Origin of the sequence: Streptomyces mirabilis (assembly GCF_039503195.1) — a bacterium.
Taxonomy (GTDB): Bacteria; Actinomycetota; Actinomycetes; order Streptomycetales; family Streptomycetaceae; genus Streptomyces; species Streptomyces mirabilis_D.
On the sequence record NZ_JBCJKP010000001.1, the window covers coordinates 7,836,979 to 7,859,541 of the forward strand.

Annotated in this window: 18 protein-coding genes and 1 pseudogene; 14 read left to right on the top strand and 5 right to left on the bottom strand. The window is 70.0% G+C overall.

From position 1 onward, the window contains the following. Nucleotides 1-36 precede the first annotated feature (36 nt). Complete coding sequence (gene glgX / locus AAFF41_RS35685; protein ID WP_319751028.1) at nt 37-2,145, bottom strand: glycogen debranching protein GlgX; 2,109 nt, start codon at nt 2,143-2,145, stop codon at nt 37-39. 178 nt (nt 2,146-2,323) lie between these two features. Here glgX and AAFF41_RS35690 point away from each other — a divergent pair, with 178 nt between their 5' ends. The 4 genes from AAFF41_RS35690 to AAFF41_RS35705 all read left to right on the top strand — a co-directional run bounded on the left by AAFF41_RS35690 (nt 2,324) and on the right by AAFF41_RS35705 (nt 6,760). After that, nucleotides 2,324-3,139 carry a Tat pathway signal sequence domain protein gene (locus AAFF41_RS35690; protein WP_343325229.1) on the top strand — a complete coding sequence of 272 codons (816 nt, stop codon included), beginning with the start codon at nt 2,324-2,326 and terminating at the stop codon, nt 3,137-3,139. Between the two features lie 96 nt (nt 3,140-3,235). Further along, nucleotides 3,236-4,555: a copper amine oxidase gene (locus tag AAFF41_RS35695; protein ID WP_319751026.1), complete on the top strand. Its 1,320-nt coding sequence runs from the start codon at nt 3,236-3,238 to the stop codon at nt 4,553-4,555. A gap of 113 nt (nt 4,556-4,668) precedes the next feature. Beyond that, nucleotides 4,669-5,907, top strand: a complete 1,239-nt coding sequence (locus AAFF41_RS35700; protein WP_190173009.1) for an SAV2148 family HEPN domain-containing protein — start codon at nt 4,669-4,671, stop codon at nt 5,905-5,907. 130 nt (nt 5,908-6,037) lie between these two features. Further along, on the top strand, nt 6,038-6,760 hold the full coding sequence (locus AAFF41_RS35705; protein ID WP_319751025.1) for a 3'-5' exonuclease: 723 nt from the start codon (nt 6,038-6,040) through the stop codon (nt 6,758-6,760). Nucleotides 6,761-6,836: 76 nt separating this feature from the next. On the opposite strand, the gene AAFF41_RS35710 is transcribed toward AAFF41_RS35705, so the two are convergent. Next, nucleotides 6,837-7,700, bottom strand: a complete 864-nt coding sequence (locus AAFF41_RS35710; RefSeq protein WP_343325230.1) for a phosphotransferase enzyme family protein — start codon at nt 7,698-7,700, stop codon at nt 6,837-6,839. Nucleotides 7,701-7,915: 215 nt separating this feature from the next. Between AAFF41_RS35710 and AAFF41_RS35715 the strand changes: the two genes are divergently transcribed. From AAFF41_RS35715 to mgt, 4 genes are all read left to right on the top strand, one after another. After that, nucleotides 7,916-8,851, top strand: a complete 936-nt coding sequence (locus tag AAFF41_RS35715) for a carbohydrate ABC transporter permease (RefSeq protein ID WP_319751023.1) — start codon at nt 7,916-7,918, stop codon at nt 8,849-8,851. Further along, a complete protein-coding gene (locus AAFF41_RS35720) occupies nt 8,848-9,681 on the top strand; it encodes a carbohydrate ABC transporter permease (protein WP_343325231.1) in 834 nt (277 codons plus the stop codon). Before AAFF41_RS35715 ends, AAFF41_RS35720 begins: the two co-directional genes overlap by 4 nt. Further along, nucleotides 9,681-10,964 carry an ABC transporter substrate-binding protein gene (locus tag AAFF41_RS35725; protein WP_319751020.1) on the top strand — a complete coding sequence of 428 codons (1,284 nt, stop codon included), beginning with the start codon at nt 9,681-9,683 and terminating at the stop codon, nt 10,962-10,964. The genes AAFF41_RS35720 and AAFF41_RS35725 overlap by 1 nt, the downstream gene beginning before the upstream one ends. A 110-nt stretch (nt 10,965-11,074) precedes the next feature. Beyond that, nucleotides 11,075-12,274 (top strand): macrolide-inactivating glycosyltransferase, encoded by a 1,200-nt coding sequence (gene mgt, locus AAFF41_RS35730; RefSeq protein ID WP_319751019.1) that lies wholly within the window; start codon nt 11,075-11,077, stop codon nt 12,272-12,274. 109 nt (nt 12,275-12,383) lie between these two features. Here the strand turns inward: mgt and AAFF41_RS35735 are convergent, their stop codons facing one another. Further along, nucleotides 12,384-14,651 (bottom strand): MMPL family transporter, encoded by a 2,268-nt coding sequence (locus tag AAFF41_RS35735; protein ID WP_319751018.1) that lies wholly within the window; start codon nt 14,649-14,651, stop codon nt 12,384-12,386. A gap of 275 nt (nt 14,652-14,926) precedes the next feature. Between AAFF41_RS35735 and AAFF41_RS35740 the strand changes: the two genes are divergently transcribed. Both AAFF41_RS35740 and AAFF41_RS35745 read left to right on the top strand, forming a co-directional pair. Then, entirely contained in the window at nt 14,927-15,475 is a 549-nt protein-coding gene (locus tag AAFF41_RS35740; protein WP_319751017.1) for a DUF1697 domain-containing protein, read from the top strand. Further along, entirely contained in the window at nt 15,468-15,845 is a 378-nt protein-coding gene (locus tag AAFF41_RS35745) for a nuclear transport factor 2 family protein (RefSeq protein WP_343325232.1), read from the top strand. Before AAFF41_RS35740 ends, AAFF41_RS35745 begins: the two co-directional genes overlap by 8 nt. Here AAFF41_RS35745 and AAFF41_RS35750 read toward each other — a convergent pair. Together AAFF41_RS35750 and AAFF41_RS35755 are read right to left on the bottom strand one after the other, a co-directional pair. Continuing rightward, the gene (locus AAFF41_RS35750) at nt 15,826-16,692 is read right to left on the bottom strand and encodes a transglutaminase-like domain-containing protein (protein WP_343325233.1); all 867 of its coding nucleotides are present in this window, start codon (nt 16,690-16,692) and stop codon (nt 15,826-15,828) included. The two genes, AAFF41_RS35745 and AAFF41_RS35750, sit on opposite strands and share 20 nt — an antisense overlap. A 34-nt stretch (nt 16,693-16,726) precedes the next feature. Next, nucleotides 16,727-17,593 carry an aldo/keto reductase gene (locus AAFF41_RS35755; RefSeq protein ID WP_319751014.1) on the bottom strand — a complete coding sequence of 289 codons (867 nt, stop codon included), beginning with the start codon at nt 17,591-17,593 and terminating at the stop codon, nt 16,727-16,729. 166 nt (nt 17,594-17,759) lie between these two features. Between AAFF41_RS35755 and AAFF41_RS35760 the strand changes: the two are divergent. From AAFF41_RS35760 to AAFF41_RS35775, 4 genes and pseudogenes are all read left to right on the top strand, one after another. Further along, nucleotides 17,760-18,358, top strand: a pseudogene (locus AAFF41_RS35760) (RNA-guided endonuclease InsQ/TnpB family protein); the annotation flags it as partial. Nucleotides 18,359-18,505: 147 nt separating this feature from the next. After that, nucleotides 18,506-19,117: a TIGR03086 family metal-binding protein gene (locus AAFF41_RS35765; protein ID WP_319751013.1), complete on the top strand. Its 612-nt coding sequence runs from the start codon at nt 18,506-18,508 to the stop codon at nt 19,115-19,117. Nucleotides 19,118-19,172: 55 nt separating this feature from the next. Next, nucleotides 19,173-19,802 carry a mycothiol-dependent nitroreductase Rv2466c family protein gene (locus AAFF41_RS35770; RefSeq protein ID WP_319751012.1) on the top strand — a complete coding sequence of 210 codons (630 nt, stop codon included), beginning with the start codon at nt 19,173-19,175 and terminating at the stop codon, nt 19,800-19,802. 156 nt (nt 19,803-19,958) lie between these two features. Next, the gene (locus AAFF41_RS35775) at nt 19,959-22,559 is read left to right on the top strand and encodes a fibronectin type III domain-containing protein (protein ID WP_343325234.1); all 2,601 of its coding nucleotides are present in this window, start codon (nt 19,959-19,961) and stop codon (nt 22,557-22,559) included. Nucleotides 22,560-22,563 lie beyond the last annotated feature (4 nt).

The window sequence follows — 22,563 nt, forward strand, 5'->3', positions numbered from 1 at the left end:
CTCTTTCGTGTCATCGACGTACGTCCGAATGACCGGCTACGCGGGCCGTTGCAGCACGGTCAGGCTTCGGTCGAGCAGGGTCAGCCGGTCGCCGGCCTGGACCTTCGCGCCCGTGCCCGCCGCCACCCCGTCCGGGAGGGCCGTGTCGACGACCACCTGCCACTGCCGCCCGTGGTTGACCGGAACCACGAACTCCAGGGGCTTGGGTGAGGCGTTGAACATCAGCAGGAAGGAGTCGTCGGCGATGTGCTCACCGCGCGGGCCCGGCTCGGAGATCGCGTTGCCGTTGAGGAAGACCGACAGCGCCTGCGCCTGCGTGGACCCCCAGTCGCGCTGGGTCATCTCGGTGCCCGCCGGGGTGAACCACGCGATGTCGGACAGCTCGTCGTGGGTGCCCTGGACGGGGCGGCCGTGGAAGAACCGGCGCCGCCGGAAGACCGGATGGTCGCGGCGCAGCCACACCATCGCGCGCGTGAAGTCCAGCAGCTCGCCGTCGTTGTCGGGCCACGGCACCCAGGCCAGCTCACTGTCCTGGCAGTAGGCGTTGTTGTTGCCGTTCTGGGTGCGCGCGAACTCGTCGCCGTGGCTGAGCATCGGCACGCCCTGGGAGAGCATCAGCGTCGCGATGAAGTTGCGCTTCTGACGGGCCCGCAGCGCGAGTACGGCCGCGTCGTCGGTGTCGCCCTCGGCGCCGCAGTTCCAGGACCGGTTGTGGCTCTCGCCGTCGCGGTTGTCCTCGCCGTTGGCCTCGTTGTGCTTGTTGTTGTAGGAGACGAGGTCGTTGAGCGTGAACCCGTCGTGGCAGGTGACGAAGTTGATGGAGGCGAGGGGACGGCGGCCGTCGTCCTGATAGAGGTCGGAGGAGCCGGTCAGCCGCGAGGCGAACTCCGCCAGCGTGCGCGGCTCGCCGCGCCACAGGTCCCGTACGGTGTCGCGGTACTTGCCGTTCCACTCGGTCCACAGGGGCGGGAAGTTGCCCACCTGGTAGCCGCCCTCGCCGACGTCCCAGGGCTCGGCGATCAGCTTCACCTGGGAGACCACCGGATCCTGCTGGACCAGATCGAAGAACGACGACAGCCGGTCCACCTCGTGGAACTGGCGGGCCAGCGTGGCCGCGAGGTCGAAGCGGAAGCCGTCGACGTGCATCTCGGTGACCCAGTAGCGCAGCGAGTCCATGATCAGCTGGAGCACGTGCGGGGAGCGCATGAGGAGCGAGTTGCCGGTCCCCGTGGTGTCCATGTAGTAGCGGGGATCGTCCGCGAGGCGGTAGTACGAGGCGTTGTCGAGGCCCCTGAAGGACAGGGTCGGGCCCAGATGGTTGCCCTCGGCGGTGTGGTTGTAGACCACGTCCAGGATGACCTCGATCCCGGCCTCGTGCAGCGCCCGGACCGCGGACTTGAACTCCAGGACCTGCTGGCCGCGGTCGCCCCAGGACGCGTAGGTGTTGTGCGGGGCGAAGAAGCCGATCGTGTTGTAGCCCCAGTAGTTGTTGAGGCCCATCTCCACCAGTCGGTGGTCGTTCACGAACTGGTGTACGGGCATCAGCTCCAGCGCCGTGACACCGAGCTCCGTCAGGTGTTCGATGATCGCCGGGTGGGCGAGCGCCGCGTAGGTGCCGCGCAGTTCCTCGGGCAGCGCCGGATGCTGCATCGTCAGGCCCTTCACATGGGCCTCGTAGATCACCGTGTGGTGGTACTCGGTGCGCGGGCGCCGGTCGTCGCCCCAGTCGAAGTAGGGGTTGACCACGACCGAGGTCATGGTGTGCGGCGCCGAGTCCAGGTCGTTGCGCTTGTCGGGCGCCCCGAACGGATAGCTGTACACCTCCTCGCCCCATTTGATCGAGCCACTGATCGCACGCGCGTACGGATCCAGCAGCAGCTTCGCGGAGTTGACGCGCTGTCCGCGTTCGGGCGCGTACCGTCCGTGCACCCGGAACCCGTACCGCTGCCCGGGCATGATCCCCGGCAGATACGCGTGCCGCACGAACGCGTCGCTCTCGCGCAGTTCGACCGCCGTCTCCGAGCCGTCGTCCTGCAGCAGACACAGCTCGATCCGGTCGGCGGCCTCCGAGAAGACCGCGAAATTGGTACCGGCGCCGTCGTACGTGGCACCGAGTGGATATGCCTCTCCAGGCCAGACCTGCATGGATACGACTCTTCCAGTAGTGCCGCGCCCCTGGGGGCAACTCGGAGTCGAGTCTCCCCGAAACTGAGGGAACCTCCTATGACTTATGTCCCTCTTACCCGCTGACCAGGCATACGTCGTATGCCGAACCAGTGGGGCTCAGATCACTCCTGGAGAAACAGAGGGAGTAGGGGGAAATGTGCGCAAGATAGTGCACCGCCATCTGGGAAAGGTGGTGGCGGGTGCCGCCGTCGCGGTGGCCGGGACGGCCGTGATGGTCGGGATCACCCTTCCGGGCTCGGCGGGGGCCGATGAGAGTTCGGGCGGCCTGCGCGGCGGCAGCCAGGCCGCACAGCAGGCGGGACAGGGACAGGGGCGGACGGCCGTCGAGCCCGGTGTCGTCGAGCGGGCCCCGGCCGAGGGCGACAAGGGCACCGGCCGTGACCCGCTGACCGACGACGAGACCAAGCGGGTCGAACAGATCGCGCTGAACCGGCAGTTGCTGACCTCCGGCGAGAACGTCGAGGGGCAGCGCGGCCCGCAGCGCATCGGTGTCGACCTCGCCGACCCGGAGGAGAACGAACTCGACGACCCGAACGCGCCGCGCCGCGCCGACGTCACGTTCTACGACTACAAGGACGACACGCTCGTCACGAAGACGGTCAACCTCGGCAGCGGGAAGGTCGAGCGGACGGACACCCAGCACGGTGTCCAGCCGCCCATCAGCCGCGACGAGATGGTCGAGGCCGCGAAACTGCTGATCGCCGACCCGCTCGGCGCGGGCCTGCGGGCCGACTACAAGGACGCCACCGGCAAGGAACTCACCTCGCCCGACCAGCTGACGCTGAACAGCATGGTCTACCGGGCGACCTCCGGTGCCCAGCCCGCCCTCCTCGGGAAGTGCGGCGAGCACCGCTGCGTGAGGCTGTTCCCGAAGGTCCTGAACGGGTCCTGGATCGATGCCCGTCAACTGGTGATCGATCTGAGCGCTCGCAAGGTCGGCAAGCTCGGCTGAGCCGCGACCGACGCGCTCCCGGCGGCTGAGCCGCCTCCGTTCGCTTTTCCAACCCATCTCCTTCTTTCGCATGCTTTCGCAAGGAGTCTCTTCGTCATGCGCGTGAACAGAATCAGTCGTGCCCGCGGCCGGACGGCGGTCGGTCTCTCGGTGGCCGCACTCGCCGTCGGCGCGACGACGGCCGCGGGTCCGGCCGTCGCCCAGCCCAAGGCCGCGCCCGCGGCGGCCCCCAGCTGCAGCACGGCGTACAAGATCGAGCAGAAGCTCTCCACCGGCACCACCTGGCGCATGTGCTGGCACTACGAGAGCGAGGCCGGGCTCGTCCTGGAGAACATCTCGTACCAGCCCAAGGGCGAGGCCCAGCCGATCAAGGTCCTCACCAGTGCCAAGCTCGGCCAGATCCATGTCCCCTACGACGACGGCAAGGCCGAGTACGACGACCTCACGGGCGCGGGCTTCGGCCAGGGTCTGATGAAGATGGCACCCGGCGAGTGTCCCGGCGGCACCATCAAGACCGTGAAGATCCCCAACGCCTGGGACCCGCAGCACCCGAACGTCAACGGCCTGTGCACCACCACCCGTTCGCGCGGCCACGCCTACCGCATGGAGGCCGACACGGGCAACAAGGTCTTCCAGACCCAGGGCAAGGACCTGCTGATCTACACCGTCAACAAGGTCGGCTGGTACGAGTACATCAGCGAGTGGCGCTTCCAGGACGACGGCACCATCAGCATGAACATCGGTGCCACCGGCAGCCTCTCGCCCGGCGACTACGACGCGGGCGACGGCCGCGGCTGGCCCATCGGCAAGGGCGCCAAGGCCTACGCCACCAGCCACAGCCACAACGTCTTCTGGCGGCTGGACTTCGGCCTCGACGGCTCCTCCAAGAACAAGGTCGAGCAGTACGACTCCGTGGTCAGCCCGCCCCGCAACGGCAACGAGGGCCCGACCAACAAGACCACCCTCACCAAGGTCACCAAGGAACTCGCGGGCGACGCCGCGAACATGCGCTGGTGGCGCGTTGTCAGCGACACGGGCAAGAACAAGGACAACCACGCCCGCAGTTACGAGATCGTCCCGGGCGCCACCACCAAGTACCTCGGCCGCCCCTTCACCAAGCACGACGTGTACTTCACCGAGTACAAGAAGTGCGAGCAGTTCGCCACCGACAACCTGCTCAACTGCGGCGCCGGAGCGGGCAAGTCCGTCGACACGTACGTCAACGGACAGACGCTCACCCACCCCATCGTGTGGGTCAACGTGGGCTTCCACCACATAGCGCGCGACGAGGACCAGCAGCCCATGCCCGTCCACTGGCAGGGCTTTTCCATCGCCCCGCGTGACGTCACCGCTATGAATCCGCTCACTCCGCCGGAGCTCGCCGACCAGAACGGGCATGTGGAAAACGGTAGTTGAGAAACGACCTGTCCATCGGGCTGCACCGCCCGCCGCTCCCGGAGTACCCTTCCTTGATCGTTGAGTGGGGCTGACCCACGGAAGAGCTCGGGGGAGCGGAAGGCGGTGCGCGGGTGGGCTCGGGAGGGCTGGAGTTGCCTCCTGGTGACGAGGGTCACGAGGGGAACTCCACAGATGTCCCACCCGGCGCGGTGTCCCTGGCGCGGCCGATGGAGATGGGATCCATTGGACCGGAACTGGACTGGGGCGCCGACGCCTGGCGTGAGGTGCGTACGCGCGCCCAGCGAGCCGGCCGTGCCTACATCTGGCTGAACCTGGTCGAACAGCGGCTGCGCGCGGTCGTGGCCGCTGTTCTGCGTCCCATCTACGAACCCGTCCACGGCGACGACTGGGTGGTCGCCGCCGCCGGACCCGCGGGGCAGGAGTGGGTGCAGCGCGCGGTCGCCGTACGCGAAGTCAGCCGCCGCAAGGGCTACCTGCTCGACCCGGCCGACGACAACGTGCTCAGCTTCCTCACCCTGCCGCAGCTGCGCGAGCTGATGGTGCAGCACTGGCCGTGCTTCGAGCCCTACTTCGACGAGCGCCGGGACGTCGAACTCGCGCTGGACGAACTGGAAGTCACCCGGAACGTGGTCTCCCGCAACCGGGCTCTGTCCGAGGCGGTCCTGGGCCAGGCCGAGCGTGCCGCGGCCAAGCTCCTGGAGATCCTCGGCGCCGGCAGCGACGTGCCCTCCGCGCGCCGGCTGCCCGTCGACGCCGTCGAGGACCTGGTCGGCGACCGGTACGCGGACGTGGTCGGCGTGCACTCCGACCGGGTGCGGCTGCTGCGCCAGTTCCCCGCCGAGGACCTCTTCGGCGGCGCCCGCCGCCTCGACGCCATCGGCATCGGCCTGAACCTGCTGGTGCAGAACTTCTCCGGGCGGCGGCTCGTACGCCTCGCCGAGACGGGCTGCCGGGTGCGGCTGCTCTTCCTGAACCCCGCATCCAGCGCGGTCAAGCGGCGCGAGCGCGAACTCGGTCTCAAGAGGGGCGAGTTGAGCCGAGCCGTGGAGATGAACATCCTGCACATGCGGCGGGTACGGGCCCGGCTGCGCGACCCCGGCGCGTTCGAGATCCAGGTGTACGACGAGACGCCACGCTTCACGGCGTACCTCGTCGACGGGGACGGCTCCGACGGCATCGCGATCGTGCAGTCGTATCTGCGTCGCGCCCGCGGTATGGAGGCGCCGGTGCTGGTCCTGCGCGGCGGCGGCCGGGTGGTCAAACCGGACGAGATAGGGGAAGAGGGACTCTTCCCGACATACCGCGAGGAGTTCGAGGTGGCCTGGGCGGATTCGCGCCCGGTGTCCTGAAGTGTCGCCCCGACGGGGGTCGTGACGTGGTGTCCGGCGCGGGAAGCGGAACGCGGTCCTCGGACTGTCAGTGGCTCGTGCGATCGTGGAGACCACTGGGGGAAAGCACCACGAAGAAGGGGGGCCGCCCATGGGCTGGCACCGGGAGCTGCTGATCGGCTTCGACCTGGAGACGACCGGGACCGATCCGCGCGAGGCGCGCATCGTCACGGGTGCCGTGATCGAGGTCAAGGACGGAGAGCCGATAGGGCGTCGTGAGTGGCTGGCCGATCCGGGCGTGGAGATTCCGGCGGATGCGGTGGCGGTGCACGGGATCTCGAACGAGCGGGCGGCAGCGGAGGGCAGGCCCGCCGACCAGGTCGCCGACGCGATCGCCGGCGTCCTCACCGGGTACTGGAAGAGCGGCGTCCCGGTCGTGGCGTACAACGCGGCCTTCGACCTGACCCTGCTCTCCGCCGAACTGCGCAGGTACGGGCTGCCGTCGTTGCGCGAGCGGCTCGGCGGGACCGACCCCGCGCCGGTCGTCGACCCGTACACGATCGACCGCTCCGTCGAGCGCTACCGCCGAGGCAAGCGCAACCTCGAAGCGGTCTGCACGGAGTACGGCGTGTCGCTGGACGCCGCCCACGACGCCTCGGCCGACGCCCTCGCCGCGGCCCGGCTCGCCCGTGCGATAGCCGACCGCCACCCGAAGGTCGCGGCCCTCGGCCCGGCGGAGCTGCACCGCCGCCAGATCGAGTGGTACGCCGAGTGGGCGGCCGACTTCCAGAGCTTCCTGCGCCGCAAGGGGGAGACGGACGCGGTGGTCGACGGGACATGGCCGATGCGGGACCTGGCGGACCAGAAGGTCTGACCGGACCCGCGCCGTACCGGGCCCGGTCGGACGGTCCGCACTGCCCGGGGAGCCCGGAAAGGTCGGCCGGGAAGCGTCAGAAGGGGTACCAGCGCACGGTCTCGTCCCCGTCCCGCAGCGACGCCACCCGTCGTTCGAACTCGGCCAGGGCCTTCGGGTTGCCCGGCGCGTGCTGGGCCACCCAGGCGCAACTGGCGGTCTCGCGGGCGCCCCGGAGCACCGAGCAGCCCTCCCATGCGCGCACATCCCAGCCGTAGACCTCGGTGAAGGAGTCGTACGCCTCGGCGGCCAGCCCGTAGCGGTCGCGGGAGAGGGCCATGACCACCAGGTCGTGCTCGCGCAGATCGGCGGAGAAGGTCTCCAGGTCGACCAGGACCGGGCCGTCGGGACCCACGTGCACATTGCGGGGCAGCGCGTCGCCATGGATCGGGCCCGGCGCGAGATGCGGGGTGAGCGCGGCCGCGGCGTCCGCGAAGCCGTCGCGCCGCGCCCGCAGATATGCCGCGTCCGCGGGGTCGATCGCCTCGCCCGCGAGCCGCAGCCAGCGCTCCACCCCGCCCAGCAGCTCGCGGGGCGGCAGGGGGAAGGAGGGGGAGGGCAGTGCGTGCACCACCCGTAGCAGTTCGGCCAAATCCCGCGGCTCGGCGGGGCGTACGGGATCGGCCAGCCGGTGCCACATCGTCACCGGGTGGCCGTCCACCAGCAGAGCCTCGGACTCCGCCGCCCGCACCGCGGGAACGCCTGCCTCGGCGAGCCACGCGGCGATGTCCAGTTCCCGCCGGGCGCGCTCGAGGAGTTCGGCATCGCGTCCCACCTTGACCACCAGGTCACCGGCGGCGAACACCGCGTTCTCACCCAGGGCGAGGAGCGTCGCGTCCCGCGCCGGCCCGGGCAGCACCTCGGCCGCGGCCAGTACGTCCCGCGCCCGTGCCTCGTCCATCCTTCGCCTCCGTGTCCTCGCGCACAGCCCGTGCACGACCCTCGTGTACGACCTTCGGGTAAGGCGTCGCGTTCCCGCCATCCGTGGGCCAGTCTCGCATTCCCACAGGTCGGACCGGGTGCGAGGTGTCTTGACGACCTCCGTCTCCGTCAGGACCATGACGGGGGCCGCCGGGACGGCCAGACCGCCACGAGTCGCGCGAAGGAGCCGATTCCATGACATGGGCGAGCGCGACCAGGCGGTCGGCGACGCAAACCCCCGATGCGGGCGGGAGGCGGCGCCCCGTCGACCACGGGGCCTGGTTCCTGGTGCTGCCCGCGCTGATCCCGATCCTGGTGCTCAGCGTCGGACCTTTGCTCTATGGGATCGCGCTGGCGTTCACCGACGCGCAGTCGGGCCGGTCCGCGCCCACGCGGTGGATCGGGGCGCTCAACTTCCAGGACCTGCTGCACGACGCCCTGTTCTGGGAATCGTTCCGGATCGGACTGCTGTGGGCGGTCGGGGTGACCGTGCCGCAGTTCCTCCTCGCCCTGGGCCTCGCGCTTCTGCTCAACCAGGACCTCCGCCTCCGTCCGCTCGCCCGCGCCCTCGCGATCATTCCCTGGGCCATGCCCGAGGTCGTCGTCGGCATCATGTGGCGGCTCGTCTACAACCCCGACGCGGGCATCCTCAACGAGACCCTGCGTGACCTCGGCCTCGGCGACGGCCACGACTGGCTGAGCGGTCTCGGCACCGCCCTGCCCGCGGTGCTCGTCGTCGGCGTCTGGGCGGGCATGCCGCAGACGACGGTCGCGCTGCTGGCAGGGCTGCAGAACACCCCGCGCGAACTCCACGAGGCGGCGGCGGTCGACGGCGCCGGAGCCTGGCGCCGTTTCCGCACGGTCACCTGGCCCGCCCTCCGGCCGGTGGCGCTGGCGATCACGGCACTCAACCTGATCTGGAACTTCAACTCGTTCGCCCTGGTCTACGTCCTGACCAACGGCGGACCCGGCGGCCGCACCCGGCTGCCCATGCTCTTCGCCTACGAAGAGGCCTTCCGCTACGGGCAGTTCGGCTACGCGGCGGCCATGGGTTGTGTGATGGTCGCGGTGATCTCGGTGCTCCTCGCCGTCTTCCTCGTGGGCCGTATCGGGGGAGGGGACGAGTCATGAGGACCAGTACCGGAGCCCGCGCCGGACAGTACGTCGCCCTGCTCGCCTATCTCGTCTTCCTGGGCTTCCCTTTCCTCTGGCTGATCTCCACCGCCTTCAAGTCGCCGCGCGAGCTGGGCACTCTGCACCCCACCTGGATCCCCCGGCACCCCACTTTCGCCAACTTCCGCCAGGCCTTCGACGAACAGCCGTTGCCGCACGCCGTGTTGAACTCCCTGCTCGCGGCGCTCGGGGCCGCGCTGATCGCCGTGGTGATCGCGACACCGATGGCGTGGGTCATGGCTCGGCGCCGGACGCTGCTCGCGCGGGCCGCGACCGGGTGGGTGGTGGTCAGCCAGGCGTTCCCGTTCGTGCTGGTGATCATCCCGCTGTTTCTGGTGCTGAAGAACCTGCGGCTGATCGACTCCCTGGCCGGGCTGGTGCTGGTGTACGTGGTGCGGTCGCTGCCGTTCGCCCTGTGGATGCTCGCCGGGTACGTACGGGCGGTACCGGCCGAGTTGGAGGAGGCCGCCGCGGTCGACGGCGCCGGGAAGCTCCGGACCCTCGTCTCGGTGACGGCACCCCTGCTCGCCCCCGGCATCGTGGCGACGGCGCTGTTCGCGTTCGTCACCGCGTGGAACGAGTTCTTCTTCGCGCTGGTCCTGCTCAAGACCCCGGAGAAACAGACCCTGCCGGTCGTCCTCACCCACTTCATCGGCGCGGAGGGCGTCGCCGACCTCGGCCCGCTGGCCGCCGCCGCGTTCCTCGCGACTCTGCCCTCCCTGGTCGTCTTCGCGCTGATCCAACGCCGGATCACGGGCGGCATGCTCACCGGGGCGGTGAAGAGCTGATGCGACCCAAGTGGATCCTCGTCCTCGTCGTGGGTCTGCTCCTCGCCGGCTGCACGGGCGGCGGCGGATACGGCTCGGCGGGCGGCCGGATCACCCTCCGCTTCCAGTCCCTGGCCTGGCAGGAGGAGTCCGTCACCGCCAACAAGGAGTTGGTGAAGGAGTGGAACGCCACCCATCCGCACGTCAAGGTCGATTACGTGCAGGGCAGTTGGGACAGCGTCCACGACCAGCTGCTCACCTCCTTCGAGGGCGGTGAGGCGCCGGACATCATCCACGACGCCTCCGACGACCTCGCGGACTTCGCCTACGGCGGCTACCTCGCCGACCTCCGGGACCTGCTGCCCGCCCGACTCAAGTCCGGTATAGCGCAGCGCAGTTGGGAAACGGCGACCTTCGGGGACGGGATCTACGGCGTGCCGTTCCTCCAGGAACCGCGGGTGATCGTCGCCAACGCGACCTGGCTGAAGAAGGCGGCCGTACGCATTCCGACCGCCGAACACCCCTGGAGCTGGCCGGAGTTCAGGGACATCACCCGGCGGCTGAGCGGGGACGGCAAGTACGGCGTGGCCTGGCCGCTCAAGGAGCCCGTGTCCGCCACGCTCAACCTGTCCCTGTCGGCGGGCGGTGAACTCTTCCACCGGGGCGCGGACGGCAAGGTGGCCGTGCGCTTCGACGCGGCCGACCAGGTCGTACCGCGCACGATCCACGACCAGGCGGACGTGGACCACAGCGCCTCACCCACGACGCTCGGGAGCGGCGGCTCGGACACCCTGCCCGGGTTCTTCGGCGGGAAGTACGCGATGGTGCCGCTCGGGTTCTCCTACCGCCAGCAGATCGTGCAGCAGGCGCCGAAGGGTTTCGACTGGCAGGTGCTGCCCGCCCCGGCCGGTGTGGACGGGCTCGCTCAGGGCGTCAGCCCGCAGACGCTGTCCATTGCCGCCGACAGCCCGCACAAGAAGGAGGCCGCCGCGTTCATCGACTTCCTGCTCCGGCCGGAGAACATGGTCCGCCTCGCCCTCGGCGACTGGATGCTGCCCACGGGGACGGAGGCGCTCAAGGACCCCGCCCTGCACACCGCCAAGGACGGCTGGGCGACCGGCGCCGCCCTCGCCCCCCACCTCCGCCCGGCCCCCGCTCAGTCCGTGCGCGGCTATCCCGAGTGGAAGGACAAGGTGGCGACCCCCGCGTTCCAGGAGTACTACAGCGGGGCGATCGGGCTCGCCGAGCTGCGAAAGCGGCTGGTGAGGGACGGGAACCTGGTGCTGGCCCGCTATCAGAGGTGATGGGGCGGGGCCGGAGGTGAGTGGTCGGGGCCGGTCCCGGGCCGGCGGTGGCCGCCGGCCCGAGCGAAAACAGGTTGGACGAGACGTCTCGTCTTGTCTAGGGTCGTCACATGACCACTCGCCCCGCCCACATCGCCATGTTCTCCATCGCAGCCCACGGGCACGTGAACCCGAGCATCGAGGTGATCCGTGAGCTCGTGGCGCGCGGTCACCGCGTGACGTACGCGATTCCGCCCGCCTTCGACGAGAAGGTCGCCGAGACGGGGGCCGAGCCGAGGCTCTGGCACTCGACCCTGCCCACGGACGACGACGATCCGGATGCCTGGGGGACCGAGCTGATCGACAACATCGAGCCGTTCCTGACCGACGCGCTGCAGGCCGAGCCGCAACTCGCGGCGGCCTACGAGGGCGACGAACCGGACCTTGTGCTGTACGACATCACCGCGTACCCGGCCCGGGTGCTCGCCCACCGCTGGGGCGTCCCGATCGTGCAGCTCTCCCCGAACCTCGTCGCGTGGGAGGGGTATGACGAGGAGGTCGGCAAACCGCTGTTCGAGCCGCTCAAGCAGACCCCGCGCGGCAAGGCGTTCTACGACACCTTCGCGCGCTGGATCGCGGAGAACGGCATGGACCTGAGCGTCGAGGACTTCATGGGCCGCCCCGACCGGTGCCTCGTTCTCATCCCCAAGGCTCTCCAGCCGAACGCCGACCGCGTCGACGAGAAGCGGTACACGTTCGTCGGCGCCTGTCAGGGCGAGCGCGCCGCACAGGGGGACTGGCGGCGGCCCGCCGACGCCGAGAAGGTCCTGCTCGTGTCCCTGGGCTCCAGCTTCACCAAGCAGCCCGCCTTCTACCGCGCGTGCGTCGAGGCCTTCGGCCGGCTGCCGGGCTGGCACGTCGTGCTGCAGATCGGTCGCTTCGTCGACCCCGCGGAGCTGGGGGAGGTGCCCGGCAACGTGGAGGTCCACCCGTGGGTGCCCCAGCTCGCGATCCTCCGCCAGGCCGACGCGTTCATCACGCACGCCGGTGCGGGCGGCAGCCAGGAGGGGCTGGCCACCGGCACCCCGATGGTCGCCGTACCGCAGGCCGTCGACCAGTTCGGCAACGCCGACATGCTCCAGGCGCTGGGCGTGGCCCGCCATCTGCCGATGCCGGAGGCCACGGCCGAGACCCTGCGGGAAACGGTCCTCGCCCTGGTCGAGGATCCCGAGGTGGCGCGCCGCCTGGCGGTGATCCGGGAGGAGATGGCGGGGGAGGGCGGCACCGGGCGCGCGGCCGACCTCATCGAGGCCGAGCTGCGCCAGGCCTAGACCCGACGCACGGCAACGTGGCCGGGGCGTGTGCGCCCCGGCCACGTACGACCTCATCGTGCGGAGATCAGACGCGGCCCCGGCCACGTACGACCTCATCGTGCGGAGATCAGACGCCCACCTTCTCTCCCTCGACCGCCGGCGGTCCGGACGCGGCCTCCGGGGACTCGTCGTGGGTGAAGTCCGGCAGCCGGTTCAGCCACTTCGGCAGATACCAGTTGCGCTCGCCGAGCAGCGCCATCACGGCCGGCAGCAGCACCCCGCGGATGATCGTCGCGTCGATGAGCACCGCGGCCGCCAGGCCCACACCCATCTGTTTCATGGACTGCATGGACAGCGTCCCGAAGATCGCGAAGACGGCGACCATGATGACGGCGGCGCTGGTCACGACACCGGCCGTCGTGACCACCCCGTGCCGGATCGCGTCCTTGGTGTCCCGGCCCCGCAGCCGCGCCTCACGGATCCGCGAGACCACGAACACGTGGTAGTCCATCGAGAGTCCGAAGAGGATCACGAAGAGGAACAGCGGCAGCCAGGTGATGATGGCGCCCACGCCCTCCGCACCGACCAGCGAGGCGCCCCAGCCGTGCTGGAAGACGGCGACCAGGATGCCGTAGGCCGCCGCGACCGACAGGAGGTTGAGCACGATCGAGGTGATCGCGATCGTCAGCGAGCGGAACGAGAGCAGCATCAGCAGGAAGGCGAAGACGACCACGAACGCGAAGACCGGGGCCACCGAGCCCAGCAACTGGTCGCTGAAGTCGTGCGATCCTGCGACCTGTCCGGTGATCGGGGCCTGGACGCCGTCGACCTTGCCGAGTGTGTCGGGCCGCACCTTGTCGCGCAGCAGCTGAAGGCTCTTCTCCGCCTTGTCCTGGTCGGAGCCGCCCACGAGGGGCACGTAGACGAAGGCGACGTTCTGCGCCGCGTGCACCTTGATGTCGACCGGGCCGCGCGAGGCACCCGAACTGATGGCCTGCGTACGGAAGTCGGCGAGCGCGGCCTTCACGTCGGAGGCGTTGATGTCGTGCGCCTTGACGACCACCTCGGCCGGCTCGGAGCCGCCCGGGAAGGCGTCGTTGACCCGGTTGTACGTCCCCACGATCGGCAGCGAGTCGCCGAACTCCTTGTCCAGCGTCAGCTGTTGCGTCTTCATGCCGAGGGCGGGAGCGGCGATGGCCAGCAGCGTACCGGCCGCGACGAGCAGCGAGACGGCGGGCTTGGCGAGTACGACCCGCAGTACCGCGCCCCAGAACCGGCTGCCCTCCTCGGCGGACCGGACGCGCTTGCCCCTGGCCCGCCGCTTGTCCGGGTGCAGGAACGGCAGGCGGCCCTTCTCGACCCGCTCGCCGAGCAGCGAGAGCAGCGCGGGCAGCACGGTGACCGAGCCGACCATGGCGACCGCCACGACCATCAGCGAGGCCAGCCCCATCGCCTCGAACTCGGCGAGCCCGGTGAAGAGCATGCCGGCCATCGCCACGCACACCGTGACACCGGAGACGACGATGGCGCGGCCGCTGGTGGCGGCGGCGATCCGCAGCGCGGCCCCGGCGTCCCGGCCGGCCTCGCGCTCCTCGCGCTCGCGGCGCAGATAGAACAGGCAGTAGTCGACGCCGACGGCCAGACCCACCAGGAGCATCACGGAGTTGGCGGTGTCGCTCATCGGCTGGAGGTGGCTGACGATGCCCATCAGGCCCATGGTCGCCATGATCGCGGTGAGCGCGAGCGCCACCGGGAGCAGCGCCGCCACCAGGGCGCCGAAGGCGATCAACAGAATACCGAGGGCCACCGGCACCGCGGAGTACTCGGCCTTCTTGAAGTCGTCGCCGAACGCGTCGGAGAAGGTCTTCTGCATGCTGGCGCCGCCGATCTCCTCGATCCGCAGCGCCGTATGGTCCTTCTGGACGCCCTTGACGGCGTTCAGCACCGGCTCGACACGGTCGCCCGCGGTGTCCGCGTCGCCCCGCATGTCGAACTGCACGAGCGCGCTGCGCCCGTCCCTGGAGATCGTCTTCGTGTCGTACGGGGAGGTCACGGCCGTGACGTTGCCGGTCCCCTCGACGGCCTTGACGACGGCGGTGACGGCGGCGCGGAAGTCGGCGTCCGTCGCCTTGACGTTCGCGTCCTTCCCCTGGATCAGGACGCTCTCACCGGCCGGGGCCTTGATCCCCGAATCCTCGATGATCTTCGCGGCGGTGTGTGTCTCGCCCTTGAGCTGATCGCTCTCCTTGACGTCGACGCGGCCCGCCGCCGAGCCGAGCCCCATCGCCAGGACGACGAACAGCACCCAGATTCCCACGGCGGCCCATCGGTGCCGGGCGCTCCAGCCGCCTGCCCGCGCGGCGATGCCCCGCACCCGTATGTCTCCGTTCCCCATGACGGGCCAGCCCCCTTGTGCACGGTGACAGCCCCCTGCCGTCACCTCTGCTTATGAAGGTAGGGGTGGGATAAGAACGTCTCCTCGTGCTGCCCGGTGAACCGCGGGACCTCCGGCTCCTCCCCGCGGCCCCCGTCGTCTCCGCACTGGGGAGGACAGGGGCCCCTTACACCTATCCGGGCCTCTCGGGGATCCGGATCAGGGTGCGGTGCCGATCGGGACCGGGGTGCGGGTGTTGATCCGCCTGGGCCCGACGGCCGTCCTATGGTGTGCGGATGACGACGACGTACGCGGCACTGCTGCGCGGGATCAACGTGGGCGGCAACAAGAAGGTGCCGATGGCCGAGCTGCGCACACTGATCGAGGAACTCGGCCATGGCGGCGTACAGACGTATCTCCAGAGCGGCAACGCCGTCTTCTCCACCGACCGCGGGGACGAGGACTCCCTGGCGGCCGAGTTGGCCGAGGCCATGGAGAAGCACTTCGGCTTCGGCGTCGGCGTACTGGTCCGCGACCACGCCTATCTGAGGGCCGTACGGGAGGCGTGCCCGTTCCCGGCCGACGAGCTGGAGGCCAAGCAGCTGCACGTCACCTACTTCTCGGGTCCCGTCGACGCCGAGCGCTTCGCCTCCGTCGACCCGGCGGTGTTCCTGCCGGAGGAGTTCCGCCTCGGCGACCGGGCGCTCTATCTGTACGCACCCGACGGCCTGGGACGCTCCAAGCTCGCCGAGGCCCTGTCGAAGCCGCGGCTCCTCAAGGCCGTCACCGCCACCACCCGCAACTGGAACACGGTCGTCAAACTCGAGGAGCTGACCGGTGCCTGAGCACAACCCCGCCGTGGAGGCCGCCATCATGGGCGAACTGAGGCTGCTCGACGCGGAGGTCCGCCGCTCGCCGGAGCGGCTCGGAGCACTGCTCCACCCCGACTTCTACGAGTTCGGCAGCTCCGGGCGGCTGTGGGACCGCGCCTCCGTCCTCGCCGAACTGACCGGCAAGGCCGTGCCCGGGTCGCGGCCCCTCACCGCCTCGCGGATGAAGGGCGTCCAGCTCGCACCGGACCTGGTCCACCTCACCTTCGACACGGAGGAGGACAACGGCCGCCGTGTGCACCGGAGTTCGCTGTGGCGGCGGACGGAGGACGGCTGGCGCCTGTACTTCCACCAGGGCACACCGTTCAGGTCCGACCCAGAGTGACCTTTCGTACGCCGCCATAGGAGGTGTACGAGACGATCTCGTCCGGGACCGTCAGCCTCGGGTCCCGGTACAGGCGTCGCAGCTCGTCCTCGCCGTCGGCCGCGGCGACGGAGTCGATCAGGGCGAGCTCGTCCGCGTCGAGCGCGGCGTCGTCGAGGATCTCCGGGCCCCAGGCGTCCCAGGGCAGCAGTTCGACGCCGTTGAGGGCGGCCAGGTCGCGCAGGACGTCGGCGCGGACGAACCACAGGCCGTGATACGACAGGCCCTCGATCCCGTTGAGGTCGAACACGCCGAACCTCCGGGGGTCGGCTCCTCCCTCGCGGCACGCCCGCCAGGCGTCGGCGGCCACCAGGAACTGGTCGCGGGGCACGTCCATCGGGTCGAAGTCGATGTCGTACTCGTGGTGGACCTGCGGGTCGGCCAGCCGCCAACTGCCGTCCGGCAGGCGGTACTCGGTGACCCAGTGGTCGGCGTAGTACGCGTCGAAGTACCGGGCGAAGCCACAACGGAGCCGGGCAGCCGTCCCCGTGGCCCGCAGGAGGGAGCAGTGCAGCAGCGCGAAGTCCCGGCACGTACCCACGAATCGCTCAGCGGGCGCCCGCCGTTCGGTGAGCGGCGTGTCACCGCGCTCCGCGAGGATCCGCAGCACTTCCGTCGCGTAACGCGACTCCGCGTCCGCGTGCACCCGTTCCTCGGGGATGGCGTAGTCGAAGCGGGGGCCCTCGCCCCGATGGATGATCAGATCTCTGACGACACAGGCGAGTTGCCCCGGATCACGGGGCAGTGCGCCGAGGTCCGGGGCGTCGCCCGGATCGCTGTACGTCGTCTGCTTCAGGTACGGGTCCATGCCCGGGATCCTCGTCCTTGCCCCAGGGGCAGGGTCAACCCAGCGCCGCCATGTCCTCGGCGGTGAGCCGTACCGCCCCCGCGTCGAGGTTCTCCTCCAGATGGGCGAGGGATCCCGTGCCCGGGGTCGGGCACAGCACCGGGGAGCGGTGCAGCAGCCAGGCCAGGGCGATCTGCCCCGCGGTCGCCCCGTGCGCGGCGGCGATCCGGGCGCACGCCGGGTCGGCGGTGAGGGAGCCGTTGCCCAGCGGGAACCAGGGCAGGAAGGCGATGCCGCGCGCCTCACACAGCCTCAGCAGCGGCTCCGAGTCGCGGTCGAGCAGGTTGAAGCGGTTCTGGACCGAGGCGATGTCGGTCAACTCCATTGCCCCTTCAAGCTGTTCGGCGGTGACGGAGTCGAGCCCGATGTGCCGGATCTTGCCCTCCGCGCGCAACTCGTCGAGCGCGCCCAGCTGTTCGGCCATGGGCACGGCCGGGTCGAGCCGGTGCAACTGGTACAGGCCGATCGCCTCGAGCCGCAGCCGCCGCAGGCTCGCCTCACACATCGCCCGCAACCGCTCGGGCCGCCCGTCGACGTGCCAGGCGCGGTCGCCGGTGCGCACGACACCGCCCTTGGTCGCGATCAACAGGTCCTCGGTGTACGGGTGCAGGGCCTCGGCGACCAGCTCCTCGGCGATCGAGGGACCGTAGTTGTCGGCGGTGTCGACGAGGGTGACCCCGCGCCCGACGGCCCGCCGCAGCACGGCCACCGCGTCCCGGGCGTCCCCGCGCGGCCCCCAGTAGCCGGGACCGGTCAACTGGGCGGTGCCGTAGCCGAGCCGCCGCACCGGCGGCTCCCCGCCGAGTGCAAAGTCCGGCGAGAAGCCTGCTGCGGAGTCGGTGGCAGATCTTCCCGGAACCATTTCATGGAGGGTACACGCGACTGTGCGAGGCTCGTTTCAGGCGTTGCCTGGATTCATCCGCAGCGCACCGGTCTTGAGGCGGTGGTGAAGCGGATCACGTGACTGCGGTGCGGAGCGCCGCGGAAGTGTCCCGGCGGAGTCGGGGGAGCGCTCCGTCCAGGCTACGCGGCTGCTCCTGCCGCAGATCGGCGAGGTGCGGGCGAAATGCTCCCGCACTCTGCCGTCCGTTCCTTCGAGCGTGACGGTGATCCGCGATGCGGCCGGGCGCTTCTTCGCCTCCTTTGTGGTGGAGACCGACCCGAACGCGGATCTGGCGCGGATGCCCGGGGCCGATGACCTGCCGAGTGTCGGGATCGACCTGGGACTGACCCCTTTTGCGGTCTTGTCCGACGGGACGAGGATCGACAGCCCGCGATTTCTGTGGCGGGCGGAGAAGAAGTTGAAGAAGACCCAGAAAGAGCTGTCCCGCAAGCAGAAGGGCAGCAGGAACCGGGAGAAGGCCCGCTTGAACACCTGGCGGTCAAGGGGCTCGCGCGCAGCGAGCTCGGCACGTCCGTCCATGACGCCGGACGGGCCTCTTTCCTGGCGATGCTGGAGTACAAGGCGCAGCGGTACGGGCGCGCGTTTGTGAAGGTCGGCCGGTTCGAGCCGACCAGTCAGGTGTGCTCGGTCTACGGCATCAAGGACGGGCCCAAACCTCTGCACGTACGGCAGTGGACCTGCACGCGCGAAGAAGCAGGAAGCCACGGAATCCGGTCCCGCTGAACGAGCCGCTCCAGCGGCTCGCGACCACCTTCGTGCGCGAGCGCAGGGCGGCGGGATCGCTGCCGGTCGCGGAGCTCGTACGTCTGGCCGACGAGGCTGTCGCGTTTGTTCAAGAGGAGCGCGCGCCGCGTCCCTAGCGTGGAGCGCATGAGCAATCCGTACAAGAACGTGCACCCGTACATGGTGGAATGCGCCGCCGAGGCCGCCCGGGTGGCCGGCGGTGTCACGGCGGCGCGGCTGGCGGACCCCGGTCCCACGCACTGCCCGGACTGGGACCTGCGCACCCTGGTGAACCACTGGGTCCTCTACACCTCGCACGGCCTGGAACACCGTGCGCTGCGCAAGCAGCTCTCCGAGGAGCTGACCGGCCGCGACTTCACGTCGGATCCCGGCTGGGCGCGGGCGTACGCCGAGCAGCTCGACCGCGCCGTGGCCGCCTGGGACGACCCCGCGGTGTGGCAGGGCGAGGTCGACCTCGGGATGGCGAAGATGCCCGCCGCCGACATCGCCTCGATGATCGTCAAGGAGATGGCGGTGCACGGCTGGGACGTCGCGACGGCCACCGGCCAGGAGTTCCGGATCTCGGACGGCGCGGCCCGGTTCGTTCTGGACGTGGTCGACACGCACGCCGACCTCTACCGCCAGTACGACGGCTTCGCCGACCCGGTGCCGGTGTCCGACGACGCACCCGTCTTCGAGCGCGCCCTCGCCCACAGCGGCCGCGATCCGCACCTGACCCACACAGCAATGGACCAGTAGTTCAGAGCAAAATTGGGCCGTGTCCCTGCACCATTGGCCGGCTAGCCTCGACGGTATGACGAACCCGAGGACGGACGACTCACCCACCCGCGTCGACTTCTACTTCGACCCGGCCTGCCCCTTCGCCTGGATCACCTCACGCTGGATGCTGGAGGTCGAGCGTGCCCGCCCGCTCGACCTCCGCTTCCGTGTGATGAGCCTCCACCTGCACAACCTGGGCAATGAACTCCCCGACTGGTACCGGGAGTTGGTCGACAAGTCCATCGGTCCCGTACGGGTCGCGGTGGCCGCCGCCGAACAAACCGGCGAGAAGGTGCTGCGCGACCTCTACACCGCCTTCGGCACCCGCATCCACGACCGGGGGGTCGAGGACTTCGACGCCGTGGTCGCCGACTCCCTCGCCGAACTGGGGCTCCCGGCCGAGTTGGCCGCCGCGGCCCACGACTCCGCGTACGACGAGGCGGTACGCCGCAGTCACGAGGCGGGCCGGGAGCCCGGCGCGGACGGCTATGTGGGGACCCCCACCCTCCACGTCGACGGAACGGTGTGGTTCGGCCCCGTCCTGCGGGCCGTTCCGCGGGGCGAGCGCGCGGCGGAGCTCTTCGACAGCTTCCGTGTCCTCGCCGCCCACCCGGACTTCTTCGAGCTCAAGCGGACGAGGTCGGGAGGACTGTCCTTCGACTGAACAGTGGTCTGGAATATGAACGCTGCTCGGATGAATCGGTATCCAGTAGAAGGGAGTTCGGCTGTTCTCTGCCGCATTCATTGACGGTGGCGCATCATAGATCCTACCTTTCTCGGCGTTGGGTACAGGCTGATCCCACGGGAGGGGAACATGCCCATGCGCCGAAGAGCCGCCCTAGTCACCCTGATCTCCACGGTCCTGGCCCTCGGAATTCCGGGTGCCGTGTCCTCCGCCCAGCCCGCGACCTCCGACCTCTACGTCTCCCCGAGCGGGAACGACCACGCGAACGGCACCGTCCACCACCCCGTACGCACCCTGGAACGCGCCCGCGACCTCGTCCGCGAGCGCGTCCCGGGGATGAAGGGCGACCTGACGGTCCACCTCGCCTCGGGTACGTACCGGCAGACCGCGCCCCTCACCCTCGACGCCCGGGATTCGGGCACCGGTGGCCACCAGGTGATCTGGCAGGGCACCGGGAACACCGTCGTCAGCGGTGGCCGACAGGTCCAGGGCTGGCGCCAGGTCACCGGGAGGCCGGGCCTGTGGTCCGCGCCCGCACCCCAAGGCCTCACCGACACACGGCAGTTGTACGTCGACGGGGTGCGCGCCCAGCGCGCCCGCGGGGCCGTGCCGGTGACCCTCACCCAGACCGCCACCGGATACACGGCGTCCTCCGACACCCTCGCGCGCTGGAAGCACCCCTCCGACGCCGAGTTCGTCTACACCAGCGGCGAGTCCCTGTGGAACGTCGAGCGCAACGGACTGGGCCAGTGGACCGAGCCGCGCTGCCGCATCGCCGCCGCCGAGGGCACCACGATCACGATGGTCCAGCCGTGCTGGGACAACTCCAACAAACGGGTCGAGTTCCCGGACATCCCCGGCCGCACGGTCAGCATGGTCGGGCCCGGCCACCTCACCAACGGCGGCAGGGCGACCTACGCCGAAAACGCCTACGAACTCCTGGACCAGCCCGGCGAGTGGTACCTCGACCGCACCGCGCACCGGGTCTACTACCTGCCCCGCAAGGGCGAGAACCTCGCGCGCGCCGACGTCGAGGCGGCTCAGGCCGAGAAGCTGATCGACGGACGGGGCACGGCCGCCGCGCCCGTCCACGACCTCGCCTTCCGCGGCCTGCAGTTCAGCTACGCCACCTGGCTCACCCCCTCGGGACCGGAGGGCTTCTCCGAGATCCAGGCGGGCTACACCATCACCGGCGAGAAAGGCTGGGCGACCCAGGGCCTGTGCCAGTACGTCGAGGGCGGCACCTGCCCGTTCGCGTCCTGGACCAAGATGCCGGGCAACGTCTCCTTCGCGTACGGGCAGCGCATCGCGTTCAGCGACGACGTCTTCGCCCATCTCGGCGCGTCCGGCCTCGACCTGGGCACCGGCTCGAAGGACTCCACGGTCAGCGCCAGCGTCTTCACCGACATCTCCGGAAACGGACTGGAGATCGGCTCAGTGGACGGGCAAACCCCGTCCTCCGAAGTCAAGGTGACGGACAATCACCTCTACGGACTGCCCCGCGAGTACCACGGCGGCGTGGCGATCCTCAACGGCTGGACCCAGAACACCACGATCGCCCACAACCAGATCGACCACGTCGGCTACAGCGCCGTCTCCCTCGGCTGGGGCGGCTGGCCCGACAAGATCGGCGACCCGGCGACCCCCAACCCCAGTCACGACAACACGGTCCGCGACAACCTGATCTTCGACTACATGCAGATGCTCGACGACGGCGGCGGCATCTACACCCAGGGACTGACGGGCACCTCCCTGGCCGACGGCGAGAAGGTCACCGGCAACGTCATCCACGACCAGTGGGGCCTCGGCAAGAACGTCTACACCGACAACGGCTGCACCTACGAGACGGTCGAGGGCAACGTCCTCTACAACGCCTCGTACGCCAACGTCGCCTCCCGCCACACCGACTACCGCGACACCCTCGGCAACAACGACCCGACCCTCGTCAAGGACAACTGGTGGGAGGAGGGAACCGCCGACGGCGACAACAAGGGCCTGGTGACGACCGGCAACAAGATCATGGCGGCCCCGTCCGACGTACCGCCGGAGATCCTCGGCAACGCGGGACTCGAACCCGCCCACCGCGGACTGCTGAACCGTCGCGTCGGCGCCGTCTCCACCCCGGAGGCACCCTCCCGCGTCGGCACCAGCACGGCGGGAGTCGACGCCCTGTACGTCACCTTCAACCCGAGCTTCGTGGACGGCGGTTCACCGGTGACCGGCTACACGGCGCGGGCGTACGACGCGTCCGGACGTCAGGTGGGCGAACAGGCCGTCGGCGCGGCCGAGTTCAAGCGCACGGCGGTCGTACGGATCGGCGGACTGCCCGCGTCGGCCGGCCCGCTCACGGTCACCGTCACCGCGAGCAACGCCCACGGCACCAGTGCCCCGTCGCTCGCCTCGCTCCCGCTGACCCCGACCGCCGTGACCGCGCTGCCGGGCGCACCGACCGGCCCCAAGCTGCGTACGGCGTCCACCGCGGCCACCGTGGCCTGGACCCCGCCGACGGCGACCGGCGACGCCAAGGTCGTCGGCTACCGCGTCACCGTCTCCGACGGCCGCGCCCCGATCGACGTCACGGGCCGGGACGTGCTGGTCGGCCAGCCCTCCGCGAAGGGCATGTTCCGGGTGATCGGAGGCCTCAGCCCGGGCACCTCGTACACCGTCACGATCGCGACGGTGACGGCGGCGGGCACGGGACCGGCGGCCACCGTGACGGCCACCACCAGGGCGTGACCAT